The 19,742-nt window shown below is 67.1% G+C and carries 19 protein-coding genes; 14 read left to right on the forward strand and 5 right to left on the reverse strand.

The window, feature by feature from the left end; all coding sequences use genetic code 11:
• From nuoF to ACQHIV_RS34800, 10 genes are read left to right on the forward strand one after another with little or no spacing between them, the layout of a single operon-like run.
• Positions 1 to 1,308 (forward strand): NADH-quinone oxidoreductase subunit NuoF, encoded by a 1,308-nt coding sequence (nuoF, locus tag ACQHIV_RS34755; RefSeq protein ID WP_427888480.1) that lies wholly within the window; start codon positions 1 to 3, stop codon positions 1,306 to 1,308.
• A complete protein-coding gene (locus ACQHIV_RS34760) occupies positions 1,305 to 3,743 on the forward strand; it encodes an NADH-quinone oxidoreductase subunit G (protein ID WP_427888482.1) in 2,439 nt (812 codons plus the stop codon). The genes nuoF and ACQHIV_RS34760 overlap by 4 nt, the downstream gene beginning before the upstream one ends.
• A complete protein-coding gene (gene nuoH / locus ACQHIV_RS34765) occupies positions 3,740 to 5,044 on the forward strand; it encodes an NADH-quinone oxidoreductase subunit NuoH (protein WP_427888484.1) in 1,305 nt (434 codons plus the stop codon). The genes ACQHIV_RS34760 and nuoH overlap by 4 nt, the downstream gene beginning before the upstream one ends.
• Complete coding sequence (gene nuoI, locus ACQHIV_RS34770) at positions 5,037 to 5,585, forward strand: NADH-quinone oxidoreductase subunit NuoI (RefSeq protein WP_427888486.1); 549 nt, start codon at positions 5,037 to 5,039, stop codon at positions 5,583 to 5,585. The genes nuoH and nuoI overlap by 8 nt, the downstream gene beginning before the upstream one ends.
• Positions 5,582 to 6,385 carry an NADH-quinone oxidoreductase subunit J gene (locus ACQHIV_RS34775; protein WP_427888488.1) on the forward strand — a complete coding sequence of 268 codons (804 nt, stop codon included), beginning with the start codon at positions 5,582 to 5,584 and terminating at the stop codon, positions 6,383 to 6,385. Before nuoI ends, ACQHIV_RS34775 begins: the two co-directional genes overlap by 4 nt.
• Positions 6,382 to 6,681: an NADH-quinone oxidoreductase subunit NuoK gene (nuoK, locus tag ACQHIV_RS34780; protein WP_130441814.1), complete on the forward strand. Its 300-nt coding sequence runs from the start codon at positions 6,382 to 6,384 to the stop codon at positions 6,679 to 6,681. Before ACQHIV_RS34775 ends, nuoK begins: the two co-directional genes overlap by 4 nt.
• A gap of 11 nt (positions 6,682 to 6,692) precedes the next feature.
• Positions 6,693 to 8,561: an NADH-quinone oxidoreductase subunit L gene (nuoL, locus tag ACQHIV_RS34785; RefSeq protein ID WP_427888490.1), complete on the forward strand. Its 1,869-nt coding sequence runs from the start codon at positions 6,693 to 6,695 to the stop codon at positions 8,559 to 8,561.
• Entirely contained in the window at positions 8,558 to 10,081 is a 1,524-nt protein-coding gene (locus ACQHIV_RS34790) for an NADH-quinone oxidoreductase subunit M (protein ID WP_427888492.1), read from the forward strand. Before nuoL ends, ACQHIV_RS34790 begins: the two co-directional genes overlap by 4 nt.
• A 5-nt stretch (positions 10,082 to 10,086) precedes the next feature.
• Positions 10,087 to 11,667 carry an NADH-quinone oxidoreductase subunit NuoN gene (gene nuoN / locus ACQHIV_RS34795; protein ID WP_427896628.1) on the forward strand — a complete coding sequence of 527 codons (1,581 nt, stop codon included), beginning with the start codon at positions 10,087 to 10,089 and terminating at the stop codon, positions 11,665 to 11,667.
• Positions 11,664 to 12,686 (forward strand): polyprenyl synthetase family protein, encoded by a 1,023-nt coding sequence (locus tag ACQHIV_RS34800; RefSeq protein WP_427888494.1) that lies wholly within the window; start codon positions 11,664 to 11,666, stop codon positions 12,684 to 12,686. Before nuoN ends, ACQHIV_RS34800 begins: the two co-directional genes overlap by 4 nt.
• 214 nt (positions 12,687 to 12,900) lie before the next feature.
• Here ACQHIV_RS34800 and tgmC read toward each other — a convergent pair whose 3' ends face one another.
• The 5 genes from tgmC to ACQHIV_RS34825 all read right to left on the reverse strand — a co-directional run bounded on the left by tgmC (position 12,901) and on the right by ACQHIV_RS34825 (position 16,147).
• The gene (tgmC, locus tag ACQHIV_RS34805; protein ID WP_427888496.1) at positions 12,901 to 14,121 is read right to left on the reverse strand and encodes an ATP-grasp peptide maturase system methyltransferase; all 1,221 of its coding nucleotides are present in this window, start codon (positions 14,119 to 14,121) and stop codon (positions 12,901 to 12,903) included.
• Entirely contained in the window at positions 14,118 to 15,083 is a 966-nt protein-coding gene (gene tgmB, locus ACQHIV_RS34810; RefSeq protein WP_427888498.1) for an ATP-grasp ribosomal peptide maturase, read from the reverse strand. Before tgmB ends, tgmC begins: the two co-directional genes overlap by 4 nt.
• On the reverse strand, positions 15,083 to 15,394 hold the full coding sequence (tgmA, locus tag ACQHIV_RS34815) for a putative ATP-grasp-modified RiPP (protein WP_427888500.1): 312 nt from the start codon (positions 15,392 to 15,394) through the stop codon (positions 15,083 to 15,085). Before tgmA ends, tgmB begins: the two co-directional genes overlap by 1 nt.
• Before the next feature lie 193 nt (positions 15,395 to 15,587).
• Positions 15,588 to 15,893: a hypothetical protein gene (locus tag ACQHIV_RS34820; protein ID WP_427888502.1), complete on the reverse strand. Its 306-nt coding sequence runs from the start codon at positions 15,891 to 15,893 to the stop codon at positions 15,588 to 15,590.
• Positions 15,890 to 16,147, reverse strand: a complete 258-nt coding sequence (locus ACQHIV_RS34825; protein WP_427888503.1) for a hypothetical protein — start codon at positions 16,145 to 16,147, stop codon at positions 15,890 to 15,892. The genes ACQHIV_RS34820 and ACQHIV_RS34825 overlap by 4 nt, the downstream gene beginning before the upstream one ends.
• A gap of 170 nt (positions 16,148 to 16,317) precedes the next feature.
• Between ACQHIV_RS34825 and ACQHIV_RS34830 the strand changes: the two genes are divergently transcribed.
• From ACQHIV_RS34830 to ACQHIV_RS34845, 4 genes are all read left to right on the forward strand, one after another.
• Positions 16,318 to 17,085: a GntR family transcriptional regulator gene (locus ACQHIV_RS34830; protein ID WP_427888505.1), complete on the forward strand. Its 768-nt coding sequence runs from the start codon at positions 16,318 to 16,320 to the stop codon at positions 17,083 to 17,085.
• An 8-nt stretch (positions 17,086 to 17,093) separates the two neighbouring features.
• Positions 17,094 to 17,930, forward strand: a complete 837-nt coding sequence (locus ACQHIV_RS34835; protein ID WP_427888506.1) for a hypothetical protein — start codon at positions 17,094 to 17,096, stop codon at positions 17,928 to 17,930.
• A complete protein-coding gene (locus ACQHIV_RS34840; protein WP_427888508.1) occupies positions 17,927 to 18,379 on the forward strand; it encodes an NUDIX hydrolase in 453 nt (150 codons plus the stop codon). Before ACQHIV_RS34835 ends, ACQHIV_RS34840 begins: the two co-directional genes overlap by 4 nt.
• Positions 18,380 to 18,541: 162 nt before the next feature.
• Positions 18,542 to 19,729 carry a PucR family transcriptional regulator gene (locus ACQHIV_RS34845; RefSeq protein ID WP_427888510.1) on the forward strand — a complete coding sequence of 396 codons (1,188 nt, stop codon included), beginning with the start codon at positions 18,542 to 18,544 and terminating at the stop codon, positions 19,727 to 19,729.
• The last annotated feature ends 13 nt before the right edge of the window (positions 19,730 to 19,742 follow it).

The following is a 19,742-nucleotide window of genomic DNA, read 5'->3' on the forward strand; positions in this document are numbered from 1 at the left end:
ATGACCACGCTGACCCCGGTCCTGTCCGACAACTGGGACCAGATCAACGCCTGGCAGCTGGCGTCGTACCAGCGCACCGGCGGGTACGACGCCCTCCGCAAGGCGCTCGCGATGCAGCCGGCCGACGTCGTCGCCACGGTCAAGGACTCCGGTCTGCGCGGCCGCGGCGGCGCGGGCTTCCCGACCGGGATGAAGTGGTCGTTCATCCCGCAGGACAACCCGAAGCCGAAGTACCTGGTGGTGAACGCGGACGAGTCCGAGCCGGGCACCTGCAAGGACATCCCGCTGATGATGGCCTCGCCGCACACGCTGGTCGAGGGCGTCATCATCGCGTCCTACGCGATCCGCGCGAGCGCCGCGTTCATCTACGTGCGCGGTGAGGTGCTGCACGTGATCCGCCGGCTGCAGCAGGCCGTGCAGGAGGCCAAGGACGCCGGCTACATCGGCAAGAACATCCTCGGCACCGGCTACGACCTGGACGTCGTCGTGCACGCCGGCGCCGGCGCGTACATCTGCGGCGAGGAGACGGCGCTGCTGGACTCGCTGGAAGGACGTCGCGGTCAACCTCGGCTGCGTCCTCCCTTCCCGGCCGTCGCCGGTCTGTACGGGTGCCCCACTGTCATCAACAACGTCGAGTCGATCGCATCCGTTCCCGTGATCATCAAGAACGGCGCGGACTGGTTCGGCTCGATGGGCACCGAGAAGTCCAAGGGCATGACGCTGTACTCGCTGTCCGGGCACGTCACCCGTCCCGGCCAGTACGAGGCGCCGCTCGGCATCACGCTGCGCGAGCTGCTCGACATGGCCGGCGGGATCCGTGAGGGCCACCAGCTGAAGTTCTGGACGCCGGGCGGGTCGTCGACGCCGCTGCTGACGACCGAACACCTCGACATCCCGCTGGACTACGAGGGCGTCGGCTCGGTCGGGTCGATGCTCGGCACCAAGGCGCTGCAGATGTTCGACGAGACCACCTGCGTGGTGCGCGCCGTACTGCGCTGGACCGAGTTCTACAAGCACGAGTCCTGCGGCAAGTGCACGCCGTGCCGCGAGGGCACCTGGTGGCTGGTGCAGATCCTCGAGCGGCTGGAGGCGGGCAAGGGGTCCGAGGAGGACCTCGACACCCTTCTCGACCTGTCCGAGAACATCCTCGGCCGGGCGTTCTGTGCGCTCGGTGACGGTGCCACGGCGCCGATCACCAGCTCGATCCAGCACTTCAAGGACGAGTACCTGGCGCACTTCGAGCACGGCGGCTGCCCGCTCGACCCGATGGCAAGCACTGTCTTCGCGACTGCTGGAGCTAGCGCATGACGATCCAAGCGAACCCACCGTCCGGTGCCGAGGTGGAGCGGACCGACCTGGTCACCGTCACCATCGACGACATCGAGGTCAAGGTTCCGAAGAACAGCCTGGCGATCCGGGCCGCCGAGCAGATCGGCATCCAGATCCCGCGGTTCTGCGACCACCCGCTGCTGGACCCGGTCGGCGCCTGCCGGCAGTGCCTGGTCGAGGTCCCCGACGCCGGCAACGGCCGCGGGATGCCGAAGCCGCAGGCGTCCTGCACGCTGACGGTCGCCGACGGCATGGTGATCCGGACCCAGGTGAGCTCGCCGGTGGCCGACAAGGCCCAGCACGGGAACATGGAGTTCCTGCTCATCAACCACCCGCTGGACTGCCCGGTCTGCGACAAGGGCGGCGAGTGCCCGCTGCAGAACCAGGCGATGAGCAACGGCGGCGGCGAGTCCCGGTTCCACACCAGCCACGGGGTCAAGCGGACCTACCCGAAGCCGATCAACATCTCGGCCGAGGTGCTGCTGGACCGCGAGCGCTGCATCCTGTGCGCGCGCTGCACCCGGTTCTCCGAGCAGATCGCCGGTGACCCGTTCATCGCGCTGATCGAGCGCGGCGCGCTGCAGCAGGTCGGCATCTACGAGAAGGAGCCCTTCGAGAGCTACTTCTCCGGTAACACGATCCAGATCTGCCCGGTCGGTGCGCTGACGAGTGCGGCGTACCGCTTCCGCTCCCGGCCGTTCGACCTGGTGTCGGTGCCGTCGGTGGCCGAGCACGACTCGTCCGGCGCGGCGATCCGGATCGACTACCGGCGCGGCAAGGTGATGCGCCGGCTGTCCGGGGACGACCCGCAGGTCAACGAGGAGTGGATCTCGGACAAGGACCGGTTCGCGTTCCAGTACGCGACCACCGGCGACCGGCTGACCCACCCGCTGATCCGCGAGGACGGCGAGCTGCGGCCGGCGTCCTGGCCGGAGGCGCTGACCTTCGCGGCGGCGAAGCTGACCGCGGCGCACGGCAGCGCGGCGGTGCTGACCGGCGGCCGGCTGACCGTCGAGGACGCCTACGCGTACTCGAAGTTCGCCCGGGTCGCGCTGGGCACCAACGACATCGACTTCCGGGCCCGCCCGCACTCCGCCGAGGAGGCCGACTTCCTGGCCGCCGCGGTGGCCGGCACCGGTCTCGGTACGACGTTCGCGGACCTGGAGAAGGCCGACACCGTGCTGTTCGCCGGGATCGAGCCGGAAGAGGAAGCGCCGTCGGTGTTCCTGCGCGTCCGCAAGGGCGTGAAGACGCACGGCACCAAGGTGTTCACGCTCGCGGCGTACGCGTCGCGCGGGGTGGAGAAGCTCGACGGGGTCGTCGTGCACACCTCGCCCGGCACCGAGGCCGCCGTACTCGGGGACCTCGGTAACGCGGGTGCGGCCGGGGCGGCTGCCCGGGCCGCGCTCGGTGCGGACTCGATCATCGTCGTCGGCGAGCGGCTGGCCGGTGTGCCCGGTGGGTACTCGGCCGCGCTGCGGCTGGCGCTCGACACCGGTGCGCAACTGGCCTGGATCCCGCGTCGTGCGGGTGACCGGTCCGCGCTCGAGGCCGGCTGCCTGCCGGGGCTGCTGCCCGGCGGCCGGCTGGTCGCCGACCCGCAGGCACGGGTCGACATGCAGGCCGCGTGGGGCGTCGAGAACTTGCCGGCGGAGAACGGCAAGGACCTGACCGAGATCATCGCGAACGCGGGATCCCTGCAGGCGCTGGTCGTCGCGGGTGTCGAGATCGACGACCTGCCCGACCCGGCCGCGGCGCTCGCCGCGCTCGAGGCGGCGCCGTTCGTGGTCAGCTTCGAGGTCCGCAACTCGCAGGTCACCGAGTACGCCGACGTGGTGTTCCCGGTCGTACCGACGGTCGAGAAGTCCGGCACCTTCGTGAACTGGGAGGGCCGCGAGCGGCCGTTCCCCGTCGTACTCAAGGTGCCGGCCGCGATGCCGGACACCCGGGCGCTGGCCGCGCTGGCGCAGGAGATGGGTACGCCGCTCGGCTTCAGCACCCCCGAGGGCGCGAAGCGGGAGTTCGACGAGCTCGGCCGCTGGGACGGCGACCGCGCGCAGGAGCCTACCTACCACGCCGGCCCGGCGCTCGGCGCGTTCGACTCCACCCGGCTGGCGACCTGGCGGATGCTGATCGACGACAGCCGGGCCTGCGACGGCGAGCCGCACCTGACCGCGACCGCGCGCAAGCCGGTCGCCCGGATCTCGGTGACCACCGCACGCCGGATCGGCGTCGCCGACTCCGACGAGCTGGTGGTGAGCACCGACGCCGGGAGCATCCGGCTGCCGGTGGTGATCACCCCGATGACCGACAACGTGGTCTGGCTGCCGACGAACTCGGCCGACTCCCACGTCCGCCGTTCATTGCACGCTGACCATGGCTCGATCGTGACGATCGCCGGAGGGAACGCATGATGTCGCTCGCGGTACCTGACGCAGGCGTCGGGCATGACCCGTGGTGGGTCATTCTCATCAAGGTGCTGTTCATCTTCGTCTTCCTGGTGGTGCTGACGCTCTTCAACATCTGGTGGGAACGCCGGGTCGTTGCGCGGATGCAGCACCGGATCGGCCCGAACGTGCACGGACCCGCGGGTCTGCTGCAGTCACTGGCCGACGGCGTCAAGCTGATGCTGAAGGAAGACCTGATGCCCAAGGGCGTCGACAAGGTGGTCTTCATCCTGGCACCGGCCATCGTCGCCATCCCGGCCTTCCTCACCTTCGCGGTGATCCCGTTCGGGCCGACGGTGCGGATCCCCTGGACCGACACCTACACCCGGCTGCAGCTCACCGACCTGCCGGTCTCGGTGCTGTACGTGATGGCGGTCGCCTCGATCGGCATCTACGGCATCGTGCTCGGCGGCTGGTCGTCGAACTCGACGTACTCGCTGCTCGGTGGTCTGCGCTCCAGCGCCCAGATGATCTCGTACGAGGTCGCGATGGGCCTCGCGCTGGTCACGGTGTTCCTGTTCGCCGGCTCGCTGTCCACCTCGGAGATCGTGGCCGCGCAGGGGCATCAGACCGTGCACTGGTTCGGCGCGTCGATCCCGCTGCCCGGGTGGTACGGGTTCCTGCTGTTCCCGTCGTTCGTGATCTACGTGATCTCGATGGTCGGCGAGACGAACCGGGCGCCGTTCGACCTTCCGGAGGCCGAGGGCGAGCTGGTCGCGGGCTTCCTGACCGAGTACTCCTCGATCAAGTACGCGATGTTCTTCCTGGCCGAGTACATCAACATGGCGACCGTGTCGGCGCTGGCCACCACGCTGTTCCTCGGCGGCTGGCGGGCCCCGTGGCCGATCTCGATCTGGGACGGCGCGAACTCGGGCTACTGGCCGGTGCTGTGGTTCATGGGCAAGCTGATGTGCTTCATCTTCTTCTACATCTGGCTGCGCGGGACGCTGCCGCGACTGCGGTACGACCAGTTCATGAAGCTCGGCTGGAAGATCCTGATCCCGGTCTCGCTGGTCTGGATCCTGCTGGTCGCCACCGTCCGCGCGGTCGGCCGGGAGACGAACTTCAGCCGGACCACGCTGCTGGTCGCGGCCGCGATCGTGCTGGTGATCGCGATCGTCAGCATGTTCGTCCCGGCCAAGCCCAAGCCCGAGAAGGCGGAGGTTGCCGACGGCAAGGACTTCGACGCCTTCGCCGGCGGCTTCCCGGTGCCACCACCGATGGCCGTCAACACTCCGAGCCAGAGCAAGGAAGGCAGCCGTGGCTAGTGTCAAGGAGTCCCTCTGGGACCCGGTAGCCGGATTCGGCGTCACCTTCCGGACGATGTTCCGGAAGGTGTTCACCGAGCAGTACCCGTTCGAGAAGAAGCCGACCGCCCCCCGGTTCCACGGCCGGCACCAGCTGAACCGCTGGCCGGACGGGCTGGAGAAGTGCGTCGGCTGCGAGCTGTGCGCCTGGGCCTGCCCCGCGGACGCGATCTACGTCGAGGGCGCCTCGAACACCGAGGGCGACCGGTTCTCGCCGGGCGAGCGGTACGGCCGGGTGTACCAGATCAACTACCTGCGCTGCATCCTCTGCGGGCTCTGCATCGAGGCGTGCCCGACCCGGGCGCTCACGATGACCAACGAGTACGAGCTGGCCGACACCAGCCGCGCGTCCCTCATCTACGAGAAGAAGGACCTGCTGGCGCCGCTGCTCCCGGGCATGCAGGAGCCGCCGCACGAGATGCAGCTCGGCAAGACCGAGAAGGACTACTACCTCGGTCTCACCGGCGCCGCGACCAAGGCCGAGGGGAGTGACGCGAAGTGATCGGCCTCGTCACCGGCCCCCAGGTCGCGTTCTGGCTGCTGGCCCCGGTCATGATCCTGGCCGCGATCGGGATGATCCTGGTCCGCAAGGCGGTGCACTCCGCGCTGCTGCTCGCGACCGTGATGATCTGCCTCGCGGTGCAGTACGCCGCCCAGGACGCCCCGTTCCTGTTCGCCGTCCAGATCATCGTCTACACCGGCGCGATCCTGATGCTGTTCCTGTTCGTGCTGATGCTGGTCGGCGTCGACGCGTCCGACTCGCTGGTCGAGACCATCCGCGGTCAGCGGCTGCTGGCCGGGATCGCGTTCCTGGGCTTCGGCATCCTGCTGGTCGCCGCGGTCGGCAACGCGATCTACGGGCACCCGACCGGCCTCGCCGAGGCGCAGCCGGACGGCAACCCGAAGGGCATCGCGCAGCTGCTGTTCGGCAAGTACGTGTTCGCCTTCGAGGTCACCTCGGCGCTGCTGATCACCGCGGCGATGGGCGCGATGATGCTGGCACACCGCGAGCGGCTGACCAAGAAGAAGACGCAGCGCGACCACGCCGAGGAGCGGATCCGCAAGTACGCCGAGCAGGGGATCCACCCCGGCCCGCTGCCGACCCCCGGCGTACTGGCCCGGCACAACGCCGTCGACACCCCGGCGCTGCTGCCGGACGGGTCGATCGCACCGACCTCGGTTTCGCGTGTGCTCCAGGCACGTGGCACCGTGTTCCCCGAAGCGGACGAGCGCGCGGACGTCGACGAGGTCCGCGAGCTGACCAACGAGGGCGAGTTCCCGGTAGAGGAGGAGAGCAAGTGAGCACCGAACCGTACATCGTGCTCGCGGCGATTCTGTTCAGCATCGGCGCGCTCGGCGTGCTGGTCCGCCGGAACGCGATCGTCGTCTTCATGTGCGTCGAGCTGATGCTGAACGCGACCAACCTGGCGTTCGTCAGCTTCGCCCGCCAGCACGGCAACCTCGACGGCCAGATCGCCGCCTTCTTCGTGATGGTGGTGGCCGCGGCCGAGGTGGTTATCGGGCTGGCCATCATCATGGCCATCTTCCGCACCCGTCGCTCGGCCTCGGTCGACGACGCCAACCTGCTCAAGTACTGAGGTAGCAACCGATGAGTCATGAGCTGACGTGGCTGCTGGTCGCGGTACCGGCGCTGTCCGCGGCGATCCTGCTGCTCGGTGGCAAGGCCACCAACGCGTGGGGTCACCTGCTGGGCACGCTGGCGCCGGTGATCTCCTTCGCCTTCGGCGTCGTGCTGTTCTTCCAGATGCAGGGCAAACCGGACGGTGAGCGGTCGGCGACGGTCCGGCTGTTCGAGTGGTTCTCGGTCGGCCACATCAAGGTCGACTTCACGCTGCTGATCGACCCGCTGTCGATCCTGTTCGTGCTGCTGATCACCGGTGTGGGCTCGCTGATCCACATCTACTCGATCGGCTACATGGAGCACGACCCGCGGCGGCGCCGGTTCTTCGGGTACCTGAACCTGTTCATCGCCTCGATGCTGCTGCTGGTGCTGGCCGCCGACTACCTGCTGGTCTTCGTCGGCTGGGAGGGCGTCGGTCTGGCGTCGTACCTGCTGATCGGCTTCTGGCAGCACAAGAACTCGGCAGCGGTCGCCGCGAAGAAGGCGTTCGTGGTGAACCGGGTCGGTGACATCGGCCTCTCGCTCGCGGTGATGAGCATGTGGGCGCTGTTCGGCTCGTCGGCCTTCTCCTCGGTGAACGCCGGTGCCGAGCACCTGTCGAAGACCTGGGCCACGCTGCTCGGCCTGATGCTGCTGCTGGCCGCCTGCGGTAAGTCCGCGCAGGTGCCGCTGCAGTCCTGGCTGCTGGACGCGATGGAAGGCCCGACCCCGGTGTCGGCGCTGATCCACGCGGCGACCATGGTCACCGCGGGCGTCTACCTGGTGACCCGCTCGCACGCGGTCTTCGAGCAGTCCAGCGCGGCCTCCACGGCGGTCGTGATCGTCGGTACGGTCACCGCGCTCGCCGGTGCGATCATCGGTTGCGCCAAGGACGACATCAAGAAGGCGCTGGCCGGTTCGACGATGAGCCAGATCGGCTACATGATGCTCGCCGCGGGCCTCGGCCCGGCCGGGTACGTGTTCGCGATCTTCCACCTGCTCACGCACGGCTTCTTCAAGGCGAACATGTTCCTCGGCGCCGGATCCGTCATGCACGGCATGAACGACGACGTGAACATGCGGCACTACGGCGCGCTGCGGTCGGCGATGAAGGTCACCTTCGTGACCTTCGGCTTCGGCTACCTCGCGATCCTCGGCATCCCGCCGTTCGCCGGCTTCTTCAGCAAGGACAAGATCATCGAGGCGGCGTTCGCGCACAACATCGTGATCGGTCTCTGCGCGCTGCTCGGCGCCGGCATCACCGCGTTCTACATGACCCGGGTGATGCTGATGACGTTCTTCGGCAAGAAGCGCTGGGCCGAGGACGTGCACCCGCACGAGTCGCCGAAGGTGATGACCTGGCCGCTGATCATCCTGGCGGCGCTGTCGCTGGGCGGCGGCGCGCTGTACTTCGCCGGCAACTGGATCGTGAAGTGGCTGACCCCGGTGGTCGGGCACGAGGAGGAGCACGCCCCGCTGAACGCGGTCGTGATGACGATCATCACCCTCGCGGTGGTTGCCGTCGGCATCGCGATCTCGGTGGTCATGTACCGCCGGGACATCCCGCGCGAGGCCCCGGCCGGCTCGCCGATCACCACGCTCGCACGGCGTGACCTGTACGGCGACGCGCTCAACGAGGCGCTCTTCATGCGGCCCGGTCAGTACCTGACCCGGACGCTGGTCTGGCTCGACAACCGGGGCGTCGACGGCCTGGTCAACGGGCTGGCCGCACTCTTCGGCGGACTGTCCGGCCGGCTCCGCCGGTTCCAGACGGGCTTCGTCCGTTCGTACGCACTCAGCATGGTCTTCGGCGCCGCATTCGTGGTCGTCGCCCTCCTCGCGGTGAGGTTGTCGTGAACATCGGTTGGCTGACCCTGTTACTGCTCCTGCCGTTCGTCGGAGCCATCGCGACGATGCTGGTGCCGAAGGCGAAGGCGCTGACGGCCAAGCAGGTCGCGCTCGGGTTCTCGCTCGTGACGCTGGTACTGACCGTGATCGTCGCGATCGGGTACCACCGCAACGGCGCCGCGGACTACGCCGAGACGCACACCTGGATCAAGGCGTTCGGCGCGCACTACGCGCTCGGCCTCGACGGTCTCGGCATCGTGATGGTGGTGCTGACCGCGCTGCTCTCGCCGGTCGTGATCATCGCGTCCTGGAACGACGCCGCGCACGGCCGCTGGTCGGAGAAGTCGTTCTTCGCCTGGATCCTCGGCCTGGAGGCACTGTCGATCGGCGTCTTCTCCGCCACCGACGTGTTCCTCTTCTACGTGCTGTTCGAGGCCACGCTGATCCCGATGTACTTCCTGATCGGCGGCTTCGGCGGCCCGCAGCGTTCGTACGCCGCGGTCAAGTTCCTGCTCTACTCGCTGCTCGGCGGTCTGCTGATGCTGGCGTCGGTCGTCGGCCTGTACGTCGTCTCGGCCAAGCACGGCCAGCCGTCGTACCTGCTCGCCGACATGGTCAAGCTGGACATGAGCCAGAACACCGAGCGCTGGCTGTTCCTCGGGTTCTTCTTCGCGTTCGCGGTGAAGGCGCCGATGGTGCCGTTCCACACCTGGCTGCCGGACGCGGCCGGTGAGGCGACGCCGGGCACCTCGGTGCTGCTGGTCGGCATCCTGGACAAGATCGGCACCTTCGGGATGATCCGGTTCTGCCTGGGCCTGTTCCCGAACGCCTCCCAGTGGGCCACCCCGGTGGTCCTGGTGCTCGCGCTGATCTCGGTCCTGTACGGCGCGCTGCTGGCGATCGGGCAGACCGACATCAAGCGGCTGATCGCGTACACGTCGATCTCGCACTTCGGCTTCATCGTGATGGGCATCTTCGCGCTGACGTCGCAGGGCCTGACCGGGTCGACGCTGTACATGTTCAACCACGGTCTCTCGACCGCGGCGCTGTTCCTGGTCGCCGGGTACCTGATCTCCCGGCGCGGGTCCGCCCGGATCGCCGACTTCGGCGGCGTCGAGAAGGTCGCACCGGTGCTCGCCGGGACGTTCCTGTTCGCCGGCCTGTCCAGCCTCGCGCTGCCCGGCCTGTCGCCGTTCATCTCCGAGTTCATGGTGCTGGCCGGGACCTTCAGCCGGCACAAGGTGATCGCGGTGATCGCGGTGCTCGGGATCGTGCTGGCCGCGCTGTACATCCTGCTGATGTACCAACGCACGATGACCGGCCCGGTCCGGGAAGGCATCGAGAAGCTGAAGGACCTGAACCCGCGTGAGGTGCTGGCGATCGCACCGCTCGTGATCCTGATCATCGGGCTGGGCATCTTCCCGAAGCCGATCGTCGACATCATCAAGCCCGCGGTCGACTCGACCATGCAGCGGGTGGGCGTGACCGACAAGGCACCGCAGATCCCCGTGACGGAGGGACAGAAGTGACCGCGATGTTGCTGCCGCTGGCGGACTTCACGAAGCCCAGCATCGAGTACGGCGAACTGGCTCCGCTGTTCGTCGTCTTCGGTGCGGCTGCCGTCGGCGTCCTGGTCGAGGCGTTCCTGCCGCGGCCGCTGCGGCACCTGGTGCAGCTGGCGATCACGGTGGTCGCCGTGGTCGGGGCCGGCGTACTGACCGGCCTCGAGATGCACAAAGGCAAGGAACTGGTCGCCGCCCAGGGCGCGATCGCGATCGACGGCCCGGCGCTGTTCACCTGGATCATCCTGCTGGCGCTGACGCTGATCAGCGTGCTGCTGTTCGCCGAGCGGTCGATCGACGGCGGGCTGTCGGCGTTCGCCGGCCAGGCCGCCGCGGTGCCGGGCTCGGAGGCCGAGCGGGAGGGTACGGCGGCCCGCATCGAGCACACCGAGATCTTCCCGCTGACGATGTTCGCGGTCGGCGGCATGATGCTGTTCGCGGCGTCGAACGACCTGCTGATCCTGTTCGTCGCGCTCGAGGTCTTCTCGCTGCCGCTGTACCTGCTCTGCGGCCTGGCGCGCCGTCGCCGGCTGATCTCGCAGGAAGCCGCGATGAAGTACTTCCTGCTCGGCGCGTTCTCGTCGGCGTTCCTGCTGTTCGGGATCGCGCTGCTCTACGGGTACGCCGGCACCATGTCGCTCGGCGGCATCGCGGACGCGCTCGGCACCCAGACCGGCGGCGACACGATCCTGCTCGCCGGTACCGGCCTGCTCGGCGTCGGCATGCTGTTCAAGGTCGGCGCCGTACCGTTCCACTCCTGGACCCCGGACGTGTACCAGGGCGCCCCGACGCCGGTCACCGGCTTCATGGCGGCCTGCACCAAGATCGCCGCGTTCGTCGGCCTGATGCGGGTCTTCTACGTCGCGCTCGGCGGCTCGCGCTGGGACTGGGCGCCGATGATGTGGATCATCGCGATCCTCACCATGGTGGTCGGTTCGATCGTCGCGATCACCCAGACCGACGTGAAGCGGATGCTGGCGTACTCGTCGATCGCGCACGCGGGCTTCCTGCTGACCGCGTTCGTCGGCCTCGCGCAGGCGGGCAACGGCGTACACAACGGGATCACCTCGACCCAGGCGGTGCTGTTCTACCTGGTGTCGTACGGGTTCCCGACGATCGGTGCGTTCGCGGTCGTCACGCTGGTCCGTGACGCGGGCGGCGAGGCGACGCACCTGTCCCGCTGGGCGGGCCTGGGCAAGAAGTCGCCGCTGCTGGCCGGCATCTTCGCGTTCTTCCTGCTGTCCTTCGCCGGTATCCCGCTGACCGCGGGCTTCACCGGCAAGTGGGCGGTCTTCAGCGCGGCCTGGACCGGTGGCGCGTGGCCGCTGGTCGTGGTCGCGGTACTGTCGAGCCTGGTGGCCGCGTTCTTCTACATCCGGGTGATCGTGCTGATGTTCTTCTCCGACCTGCCGGCCGACGCGCCGGACGTGGCGCTGCCGGGCTGGCAGACCACGTCGGCGGTGGCGCTGGGTCTCGCCGCCACGGTGGTGCTCGGTCTGGTTCCCGGACCGGTGCTCGACCTGGCGGCCCGAGCTGGTGAGTTCATCCGTTGAGTCCGACTCCGCTGCCGGCCGAGAGCCTGGGACTCGAGTTCGCCGACGCGGCGCTCGAGGCGCGGGTGCGTGCCGGGCTGGAGGCCGTCGAGCAGGTACTGCGTGACGCGAGCCAGTCCGAGGCGCCGTTCGTCACCGCCGCCGCCCAGAACGTCATGTTCGTCGGCGGCAAGCGGTTCCGGCCGCTGCTGGTGCTGATGGCGGCCGAGTTCGGCCCGGACCCGGCGGCGGTCGAGGTGGTGAAGGCGGCGGCGGTCGTCGAGCTGACGCACGTCGCGACGCTGCACCACGACGACGTGATGGACGAGGCGGCGCTGCGCCGCGGCTCGGCGACGGCGAACGCCCGCTGGGACAACTCGATCGCGATCCTGTCCGGCGACTGGCTGTTCGCCCGCGCCTCGGACCTGGTCGCGGACCTCGGCCCGGAGGCGGTCCGGATCCAGGCCCGCACCTTCGGCCGGCTGGTCGAGGGGCAGATCCGCGAGACGCTCGGGGTCGGCGAGGGCCAGGACCCGCTCAAGCACTACCTGTCGGTGATCTCCGACAAGACCGGCTCGCTGTTCGCGACGTCGGTGCTGTTCGGCGCCCGCTTCGCCGGCGCCTCGGTGGAGATCCAGGAGGCACTGCAGACCTTCGCCGAGGAGATCGGCATGGCCTTCCAGCTCGCCGACGACATCCTCGACATCGCCTCGGAGTCCGACCAGTCCGGCAAGACCCCCGGCACGGACCTGCGCGAGGGCGTACCGACCCTCCCGGTGCTGATCTTCCGCGCCCAGGCAGACCCGGACAACCCGACCGACGCCCGCCTCCTCGAGCTGCTCGACTCGGACCTGTCCGACGACGCCCGCCTCACCGAAACCCTCGACCTCCTCCGCGCCCACCCGTCCTTCCGCCAGGCCGAGGACGACGTCCGCCGCCGAGCCACCGACGCCCGCAAACTCCTCACCACCCTCCCCGAAGGCCCCGCCCGCAACGCCCTCGACGCCCTCTGCGATTTGGTGGTAACCCGCTCCGTCTGATCTTGAATAACAAGAAGATCAGAGAAGAAGACACAAAATGGAGAGGGAGTTGGGTACCGGGCTGGGCTCGGCAGGCCGCTGACGGTCGGCCGGACAAGAGGACAGAGAAAACCAGAAAAGACAGAAGATAGAGCGGGAGTTGGGTGCGTGGCCGGGCCCGGCGGGCCTGTGACTGTCGGCAACGACTTCCCGAGTGCAGGATTGCGCTGCTGCTTCACGCGCTCGTTCGTAGTTTCCAGGACAGTGGACCCGCCGGGTCACCGAACCAGACCGTTTGCGAGTCCGGCGACACGCTGATTCGGAACTGATCCAGTGCGGGGGATCCGGCCGCCCGCCACTCTGTGATGGCCCTCTCAACCGGCTTCCATAGATCTACCGGGCCTGCTCGGCGGACAGCAGCGGACTCGTCCGGAGTCCTGTACGGGATGGCGACGGACTGCTGGCTCGTGTCAACGATGTGATCGAGCACGGGACCGTCGTCTATTCCGTAGGTGAGTAGTTGTGCATCAGGGATGGCGAGTTGGGCAATGAAGAGGGAGGTCCACCCGTCCCAAGGGTCCAGAATCTCGGGACCGACAACGGTTCTACGATCTGTGGTTCCTACTTCTTCGATCCAGCTGTAGACGCTGTCGTCGAGTTTCGGAGCAGCGTGAGGCCGGGCGGGCATGAACGAGTCTGTGCCCCCTAGGAACGTACCTTCGGCACTGCCGTTTCCGATGACTTCGAGACGGACCAGGCCAGAAGAGGCGCCAAGCCAACCCAACATGGTGGTCAGGATCAGGCCTCCCGGCCGGGACTGGGCCAGCCACGCCGACGGAATGTGCCGAACGGCGCAGGTCGCGATCACTCGATCGTAGGGCGCGCCCGGCTGATGACCGAGAAGGCCGTCATCGGCGACGAGAACCGGTGCATATCCGGCCGCAGAAAGGCTTCGTACGGCGTGGTCTGCGACCCTTCTGTCCACCTCGACCGACGTGACGAGCTCTGATCCGAGGCGCGCAGACAGGAGCCCTGTGGAATACCCGGTTCCGGTCCCGATCTCGAGTACTCGATTGCCGTCCTCGACCTGAAGCTCCTCCAACATCCGAACCACCAGGCCTGGCAAGGTTGATGAGGACGTGGGCACACCGGGAATCGGTACGTCTGTGTCGAACGCGGTGATGCCTTGGTTGAGCTGTGTTACCCAGGTCTCGTCCGTGTACGTCAGTTCCAGCCGTTCCTCCGCACCGACCAGTTCGGGCGTGACTGGCCGCCACATCGTCTCGCGAGGGCCGTCAACCCGCTCGAAGAAGCCTGGGATGAACACTTCTCGAGGGACGGTCTCGACGGCGGACCGCCATGGGGTTGTACGGAGGTCTCCGGACATCGTTAGCACGTCGGCTAGGTGCAGCCGCAACGCCGTTGCCGAGCCGGGATCCGGTTCGACTGCCGTCATGGTGTACCTCTTTCCAGTAAGTCGGCGAGAGCAGCAGCCATCGGTAGACCGGTCTCGTCTTGCAGCCAGCCCCACTGGCCGTTCGGATTGCATTCGAGGAAGATCGGCGTTCCATTCCGGGGTACTGCGAAGTCGAAGCAGCCGAAGACGAGGTCGAACCGCTTCAGGTAGGACCGCATCGCGTCAACGAGCCCTGACGGTAGCTCGATGACCGAATAGGACAGGTGTTCGTAGTCATACCGCCAGTCCAGGAGCTCGGCATCCTGGGGCACGATCTTTACGCAGAACACCTTGTCACCGATCACTGTGACACGAAGATCCGCGACCTTGTCACAACGCGCCTGGAACAGGTGCATGGTGCCGGCGATCGAGCTATCCAGCTCTTCTGCGCCAACCTCCTTCACCCAAATGCTTGCGGGCTGGTCGTCGAGGTCGTGCGCGCCGATGTAGAGCGGTTTGTAGATGATCCTTCCAACGCCACGAGCAAAGGCCTGCGCTTCTGCCGGGTCGTTGGTGATGATCGTGGGCGGCACCCTCAGGCCGGCCGCGGCCGCCGTGGACAGCTGGATGGGTTTGTACTCCGCGTCGGCGATGGAATTCGGATGGTTGACGTACCGGCAACCTGGCAGATCTGCCAGGAGCCCGCCGAGTCCGAAACGGGCTTGAGCCGTAGCAAAGCGAGCCGCCTGCGGCTCGAGGTGCGAGAAGTCGAAGTCGTTCGGGCGGCGAAAGTACAGCGATCGAATGGCCGCAAGCTCCACTTCTCGCGTAGGCGTCCGCAACCAGCCTCGCCAGCCGCGTAGACCGTTGATGTCTGCTGCGACTCCGAGGCTGGTCGGGAAGTCAGAAGAGTCGAACCTTACGATCGGCACGTCGCGGTCGTTGAGTTCCTCGATCACCATGTCCGCGGTGGGATCGTCCATCTCGGTCATCACCAGGACCGGCCGGGCGTCCTTGGTCATCAGTCGAGCTTCGTGTCTTGCGTGTGATCGGTATCGGGCCTCGGACCAGACCCGTCCGACTTGTTGCTGGTCTTTGTGCCCTTCTCCGTGCCCTGGCGAGACCGGCTGTGCCTACCCGGCGACATGACGATCGTGCCGTTGGGCAGCGTGTAGAGGCCCCGTTGAGTGGCTGGGTCGACTCCGACAGGGTCCTCGTCAACGACATCGAACGAGCCATACGCCTCCAACCGTGACATCCCCCAGGGAACCGGAGAGGTCGTACCGGCGTGGACTGACGGGCCGAGGGGAATGCGATCTGCAAACCTGTACATCTTTCGTACCTCCTGGAGATTTCAGGGGCGGATGGAATGGCGATAGGCATGGCTACCGGGTTGGTGCCCCGGATGCCCTCTCAGCAGAGGTGAGGAGAACGTGAGGATCGTTCTGGCTGAGAGAGGATCCGGGCGGAAGGCGCGACCGTCGCCGTCGCAGGGAACAGACGACGGCCTCGCCGAACATGGCCTGCTAATCGCAGGATCTGTAGGTGGTGCTCGGCGGTCGGGACGCACTGGCAGCGTCGAGCCACCGAACGATGGTCTTGCCGTTGTGACCGTGTACTGCGATCAGAGCGTCGAGGCCGTAGTCCCATACGACGGTCGTCGCCCATTTGCCGCGCCACCGCAGCGCCACAGTTCCGTCAGACCATTCGATGCCTTCGGCAACGTCGCCGGTGCCGCTGATTCCACTGACATCGATGTCGCAGCGCAGTACGAATCTGCGCGGATTCGCCTGCTCAGCAGGTGAGTCGGCGCCGGTCGAATCCGCGCTCATCGAGGTGTCACCTCCCACCAATGCTCGGCGGGCGATGGTCCACCGCCCCGTGTCCGCTGGTCGATGGTGACCCGCAAGCCGAGGAATCGTCTCCGCATGGCGTCGGCATAACGCAGCGCGAGTTCGGGTTCGGCGGTGTAGTCGGCAATTGCGTGCTCGCCGAACCACACTCTGACCCTGCACGGGCCGCCGTCGAGCAACACCGGTGCTGTCGCGTCGGCTTGCTCTGCCTGATTATCGGGGTCCACTTCCATGGGCGATCCTTTTTCGAGCATCACTGATGAGCAGTGAGTGGCGACACTGAGTAACTTGCAGGATGTAATACATCCTGCAAGTCTATTGATTCCCTGTCAATGCCTGTAGGACATCCGACGTGAGGTATCGCGTGGGTACGATGTCCCGAACGGTGAAGGGAGCGTGCGGTGTGAGTCAGGTCGAGGCGCCGCGACCACGGTTCGCGCAGATCGCCGACATCCTGCGGGACCGGATTCGCCGCGGAGTACATGCGCCCGGGTCGGCGCTGCCCAGCGAGCCGGAACTCTCGCGCGAGTTCGACGTCTCGCGCATCACGATCAACCGTGCGGTAGGCCTCCTGCGCAGCGAAGGACTCGTCCGCGTCCAGCGAGGGCGTGGCGCCTTTGTGCGGTCGGTGCCGATCATCACCCGGTCCGCGACCCGACGCCACGGCGACCGGGACAAGGGACGCGGAGCATTCGACGTCGAGCTGCGCCGACTCGGACTGGAGCCGACCTGGACAGCTGCAATCGATCGGGTTCCTGCCTCTCAGCAGACCGCTGAGCTCCTCGGCGTAGACGTCGGAGCCGAACTGGTCGCTCGCCGACGCAGATACTTCGCCAACGATATTCCGGTCCAGATTGCCGACACCTACCTGGTGGCCGAACTGGCCGAGAAGGCGGGTGTCACCGAAGCCAATACCGGACCGGGAGGAACTTACTCCCGGCTCGCGGACATCGGTCGTGGACCCATTCACTTCAGTGAGGAGGTGACATGCCGCGGTGCCTCACCGAGCGAAGCGGCGTTCCTCGAGATCGAGCCGAACCAGCCCGTCTTCGAGATCCTCTTCGTCGCCGCCGACCGCGACCACCGGCCGGTCGCAGTGACCCGTCATGTCATGGCCGGCCATCAATGGCGACTGCGCTACGACTGGACCGACGAACCAGAGAGTGACTGATCTTCTCAATGACTCACATCCGTGCGGCCTCATGGTCCGGTTCCGCAGCCAAGCCGAACGAGGACGCGTACATCACACTGCCCGGTCTCGTCGCCGTAGCTGACGGCGCAACCGCACCGCCCACTTTGGGAACCGGCTGCATCCACGACCCACGCTGGTATTCGCGGCAATTGGTCGGCAACCTCGCGTGTGCTTACCTGGCTGGTCCTGCGGATGATCTGGTCGGGTTGCTCGCCGATGCGATCAAAAGCACGGCGCTGTCACACGCCGGCAGTTGCGACCCGGCGCATCCCGGCACGCCGAGCGCGACCGTTGCAATCCTTCGGTACGACGACGCATCGCTCGACTGGCTGGTGCTGAGTGACGCCACCATAGTGCTGCAGTCAGGTGCCGCGCTACGCGTTGAATGTGACGATCGTCTGTTCAACTCCAGCGTCGAAGCGCGCAACGCCGTACTGGCTACTGACCTTCGCGACGACGGCCGTGCGGCTAAGGTTGCCCTCCTCGTCGATCAGCAACGCGGCTACCGAAACACTGCCGGTGGCTTCTGGGTTGCCGCCTCCGACCCGACAGCCGCCTCGCATGCGCTGCGCGGATCTGAACGCGTCATTGCCGGGTCGCCCTGGCGGGCGGCCCTCCTGACCGATGGTGCATCGGCGGCCGTCGATACCTACAACCTGTCGGACTGGCAAGGTCTCCTTGACGATCTCGAGTCGAGCGGACCGTCGGACTTGCTTCGAGTCATCCGCAGGGTTGAGGCTGACGATCCAGGCGCAGTCACCTACCCCCGCATCAAGCGCTCCGACGACGCAACCGCCGTCTTCGTCTCGGGAGAAGGTCAGTGAGCGAGATTCCTCTGCACCGAATCGGTGTCTCGGCCGTCACGATCGACGAACAGGGCCGCGCGCTGCTCATTCAGCGACGTGACAACGGTCGCTGGGAAGCACCCGGCGGATTCCTCGAACTGAACGAAACGATCGAGGCCGGCGCCCGACGCGAGGTTCTCGAGGAAACCGGCGTGGTCGTCGAACTCGAACAGCTCACCGGGATCTACAAGAACATGGCGCTGGGCGTCATCAACTTCGTCTTCCGCGCGCGCCCGCTCAGCGGTGCACCACAGACCGGACCGGAAACCGCCGACACTCGCTGGACCGCCCGCGAGGAGATCGATCGGCTGATCCCCCGAGAGGCCGTCGCCATCCGAACCCTCGATGCCTTGGATAACCCACCCCATCCCCGAATTAGACACCACGACGGCACCAATCTTCTGCCGTCCAAGCCTGAAGAGCTTTGACGCGACGACCGCTACCGGACCGCCGAACCCGGCCAAACGCCCAACTCCCACTCTGTCTTCTTTGTCTTTCCCTTGCCTTTTCCCTCCTTCTGGTGGCGGCTCGACGGCCGAGGGGCCCGAGCTCTGGGCGGTACGGCGACTGTGTGCGATGCTGTGCCGACTATGGGTAAGGCTGTGGAAGAGGCTGGGCTGACGGTGGAGTCGTTGGCGCGGCGGGTGCTGGGGCGGTTGCCGGCGTTGACGGATGAGTTGGTGGGGATCATCTACGCGCAGAATCCGGCGTACCTGGAGTTGGACTCGGTGCCGCGGCAGGATCTGTGGCGGTCGTGTCATGACAATGTGGCGCGGGTCGTGGAGATGATTGCCCGTGGCGACGACCGGTTCGACGCGGCGCAGGCTACCGGGCGGCGGCGGGCGGAGCAGCGGATGCCGTTGGACGACGTACTGAAGTCGTTCCGGCTCGGTGGGCGGTTGGTGTGGGAGGCGCTGATCGACGAGGCCCGGGCGCAGGGGACCGCCGAGTCCGAGGTGCTGCTGGACGTGGCCGGCAAGGTCTGGGAAGTGGTCGACCGTACGTCGTCCCAGGTCGCCACCGCGTACCACGCCGCCGAACGGTACCTGGTCCGCGCCGACGAGCAGCGCCGCTCGACACTCTGGGAAGGCCTCCTCCAAGGGAGGGCGAACCGCGCGTTCGTACAGGACGCGGCCAGCGTTCTCGATCTACCGGTGAACGGCCCGTACGTCGTGGTCGCGATCGACAACCTCGTCGACGACGACTGTACGACGACGTCGTTCGCCCGCCGGCTCGCCGGGATCCGGGTGCCGTCCGCCTGGCAGGTACGCCCGCAGACCGTCGTCGGATTGCTTGCCCTCGGCACCGAATCCGCAGATGCGGTACTGCGCCTGCTGCGGCAACTCGTAGATGCGCCTGCCGGACTGTCCGGCGTAGTCGCGGGCCTGGCCGAGGTGGATGTCGCGTACCGGCAGGCGATGCTGGCCCGCCGTACTCTCACGCCCGGCCGGATCGACGTCGCCGCCCTGCCCGAACACCTTCCTGAGGCGCTGCTGCTCAGCGCGCCGGAGCTCGCGGACCAGCTGATCCGCTCGTGGCTGATGCCGTTGACAACGACGTCCGCCCCGGAACGCGAACTGTTACTGGACACTCTGGACAAGTGGGTCCTGTCCGCCGGCTCGGTCCGTCGTACGGCGGAACTCGCACACTGTCACCGGAACACCGTCCTCAACCGCCTGCACCGGGTCGAACAGATCACCGGCCGTGACATCACCGAGGACGGCTATCAGTTGGAGCTCGGCCTTGCCCTGAAGGCTTTCCGGCTCTTCCCCGCGTGACCGAACGCCTTGC

The sequence above is a fragment of the Kribbella polygonati genome, from assembly GCF_050320105.1.
Classification (GTDB): Bacteria; Actinomycetota; Actinomycetes; order Propionibacteriales; family Kribbellaceae; genus Kribbella.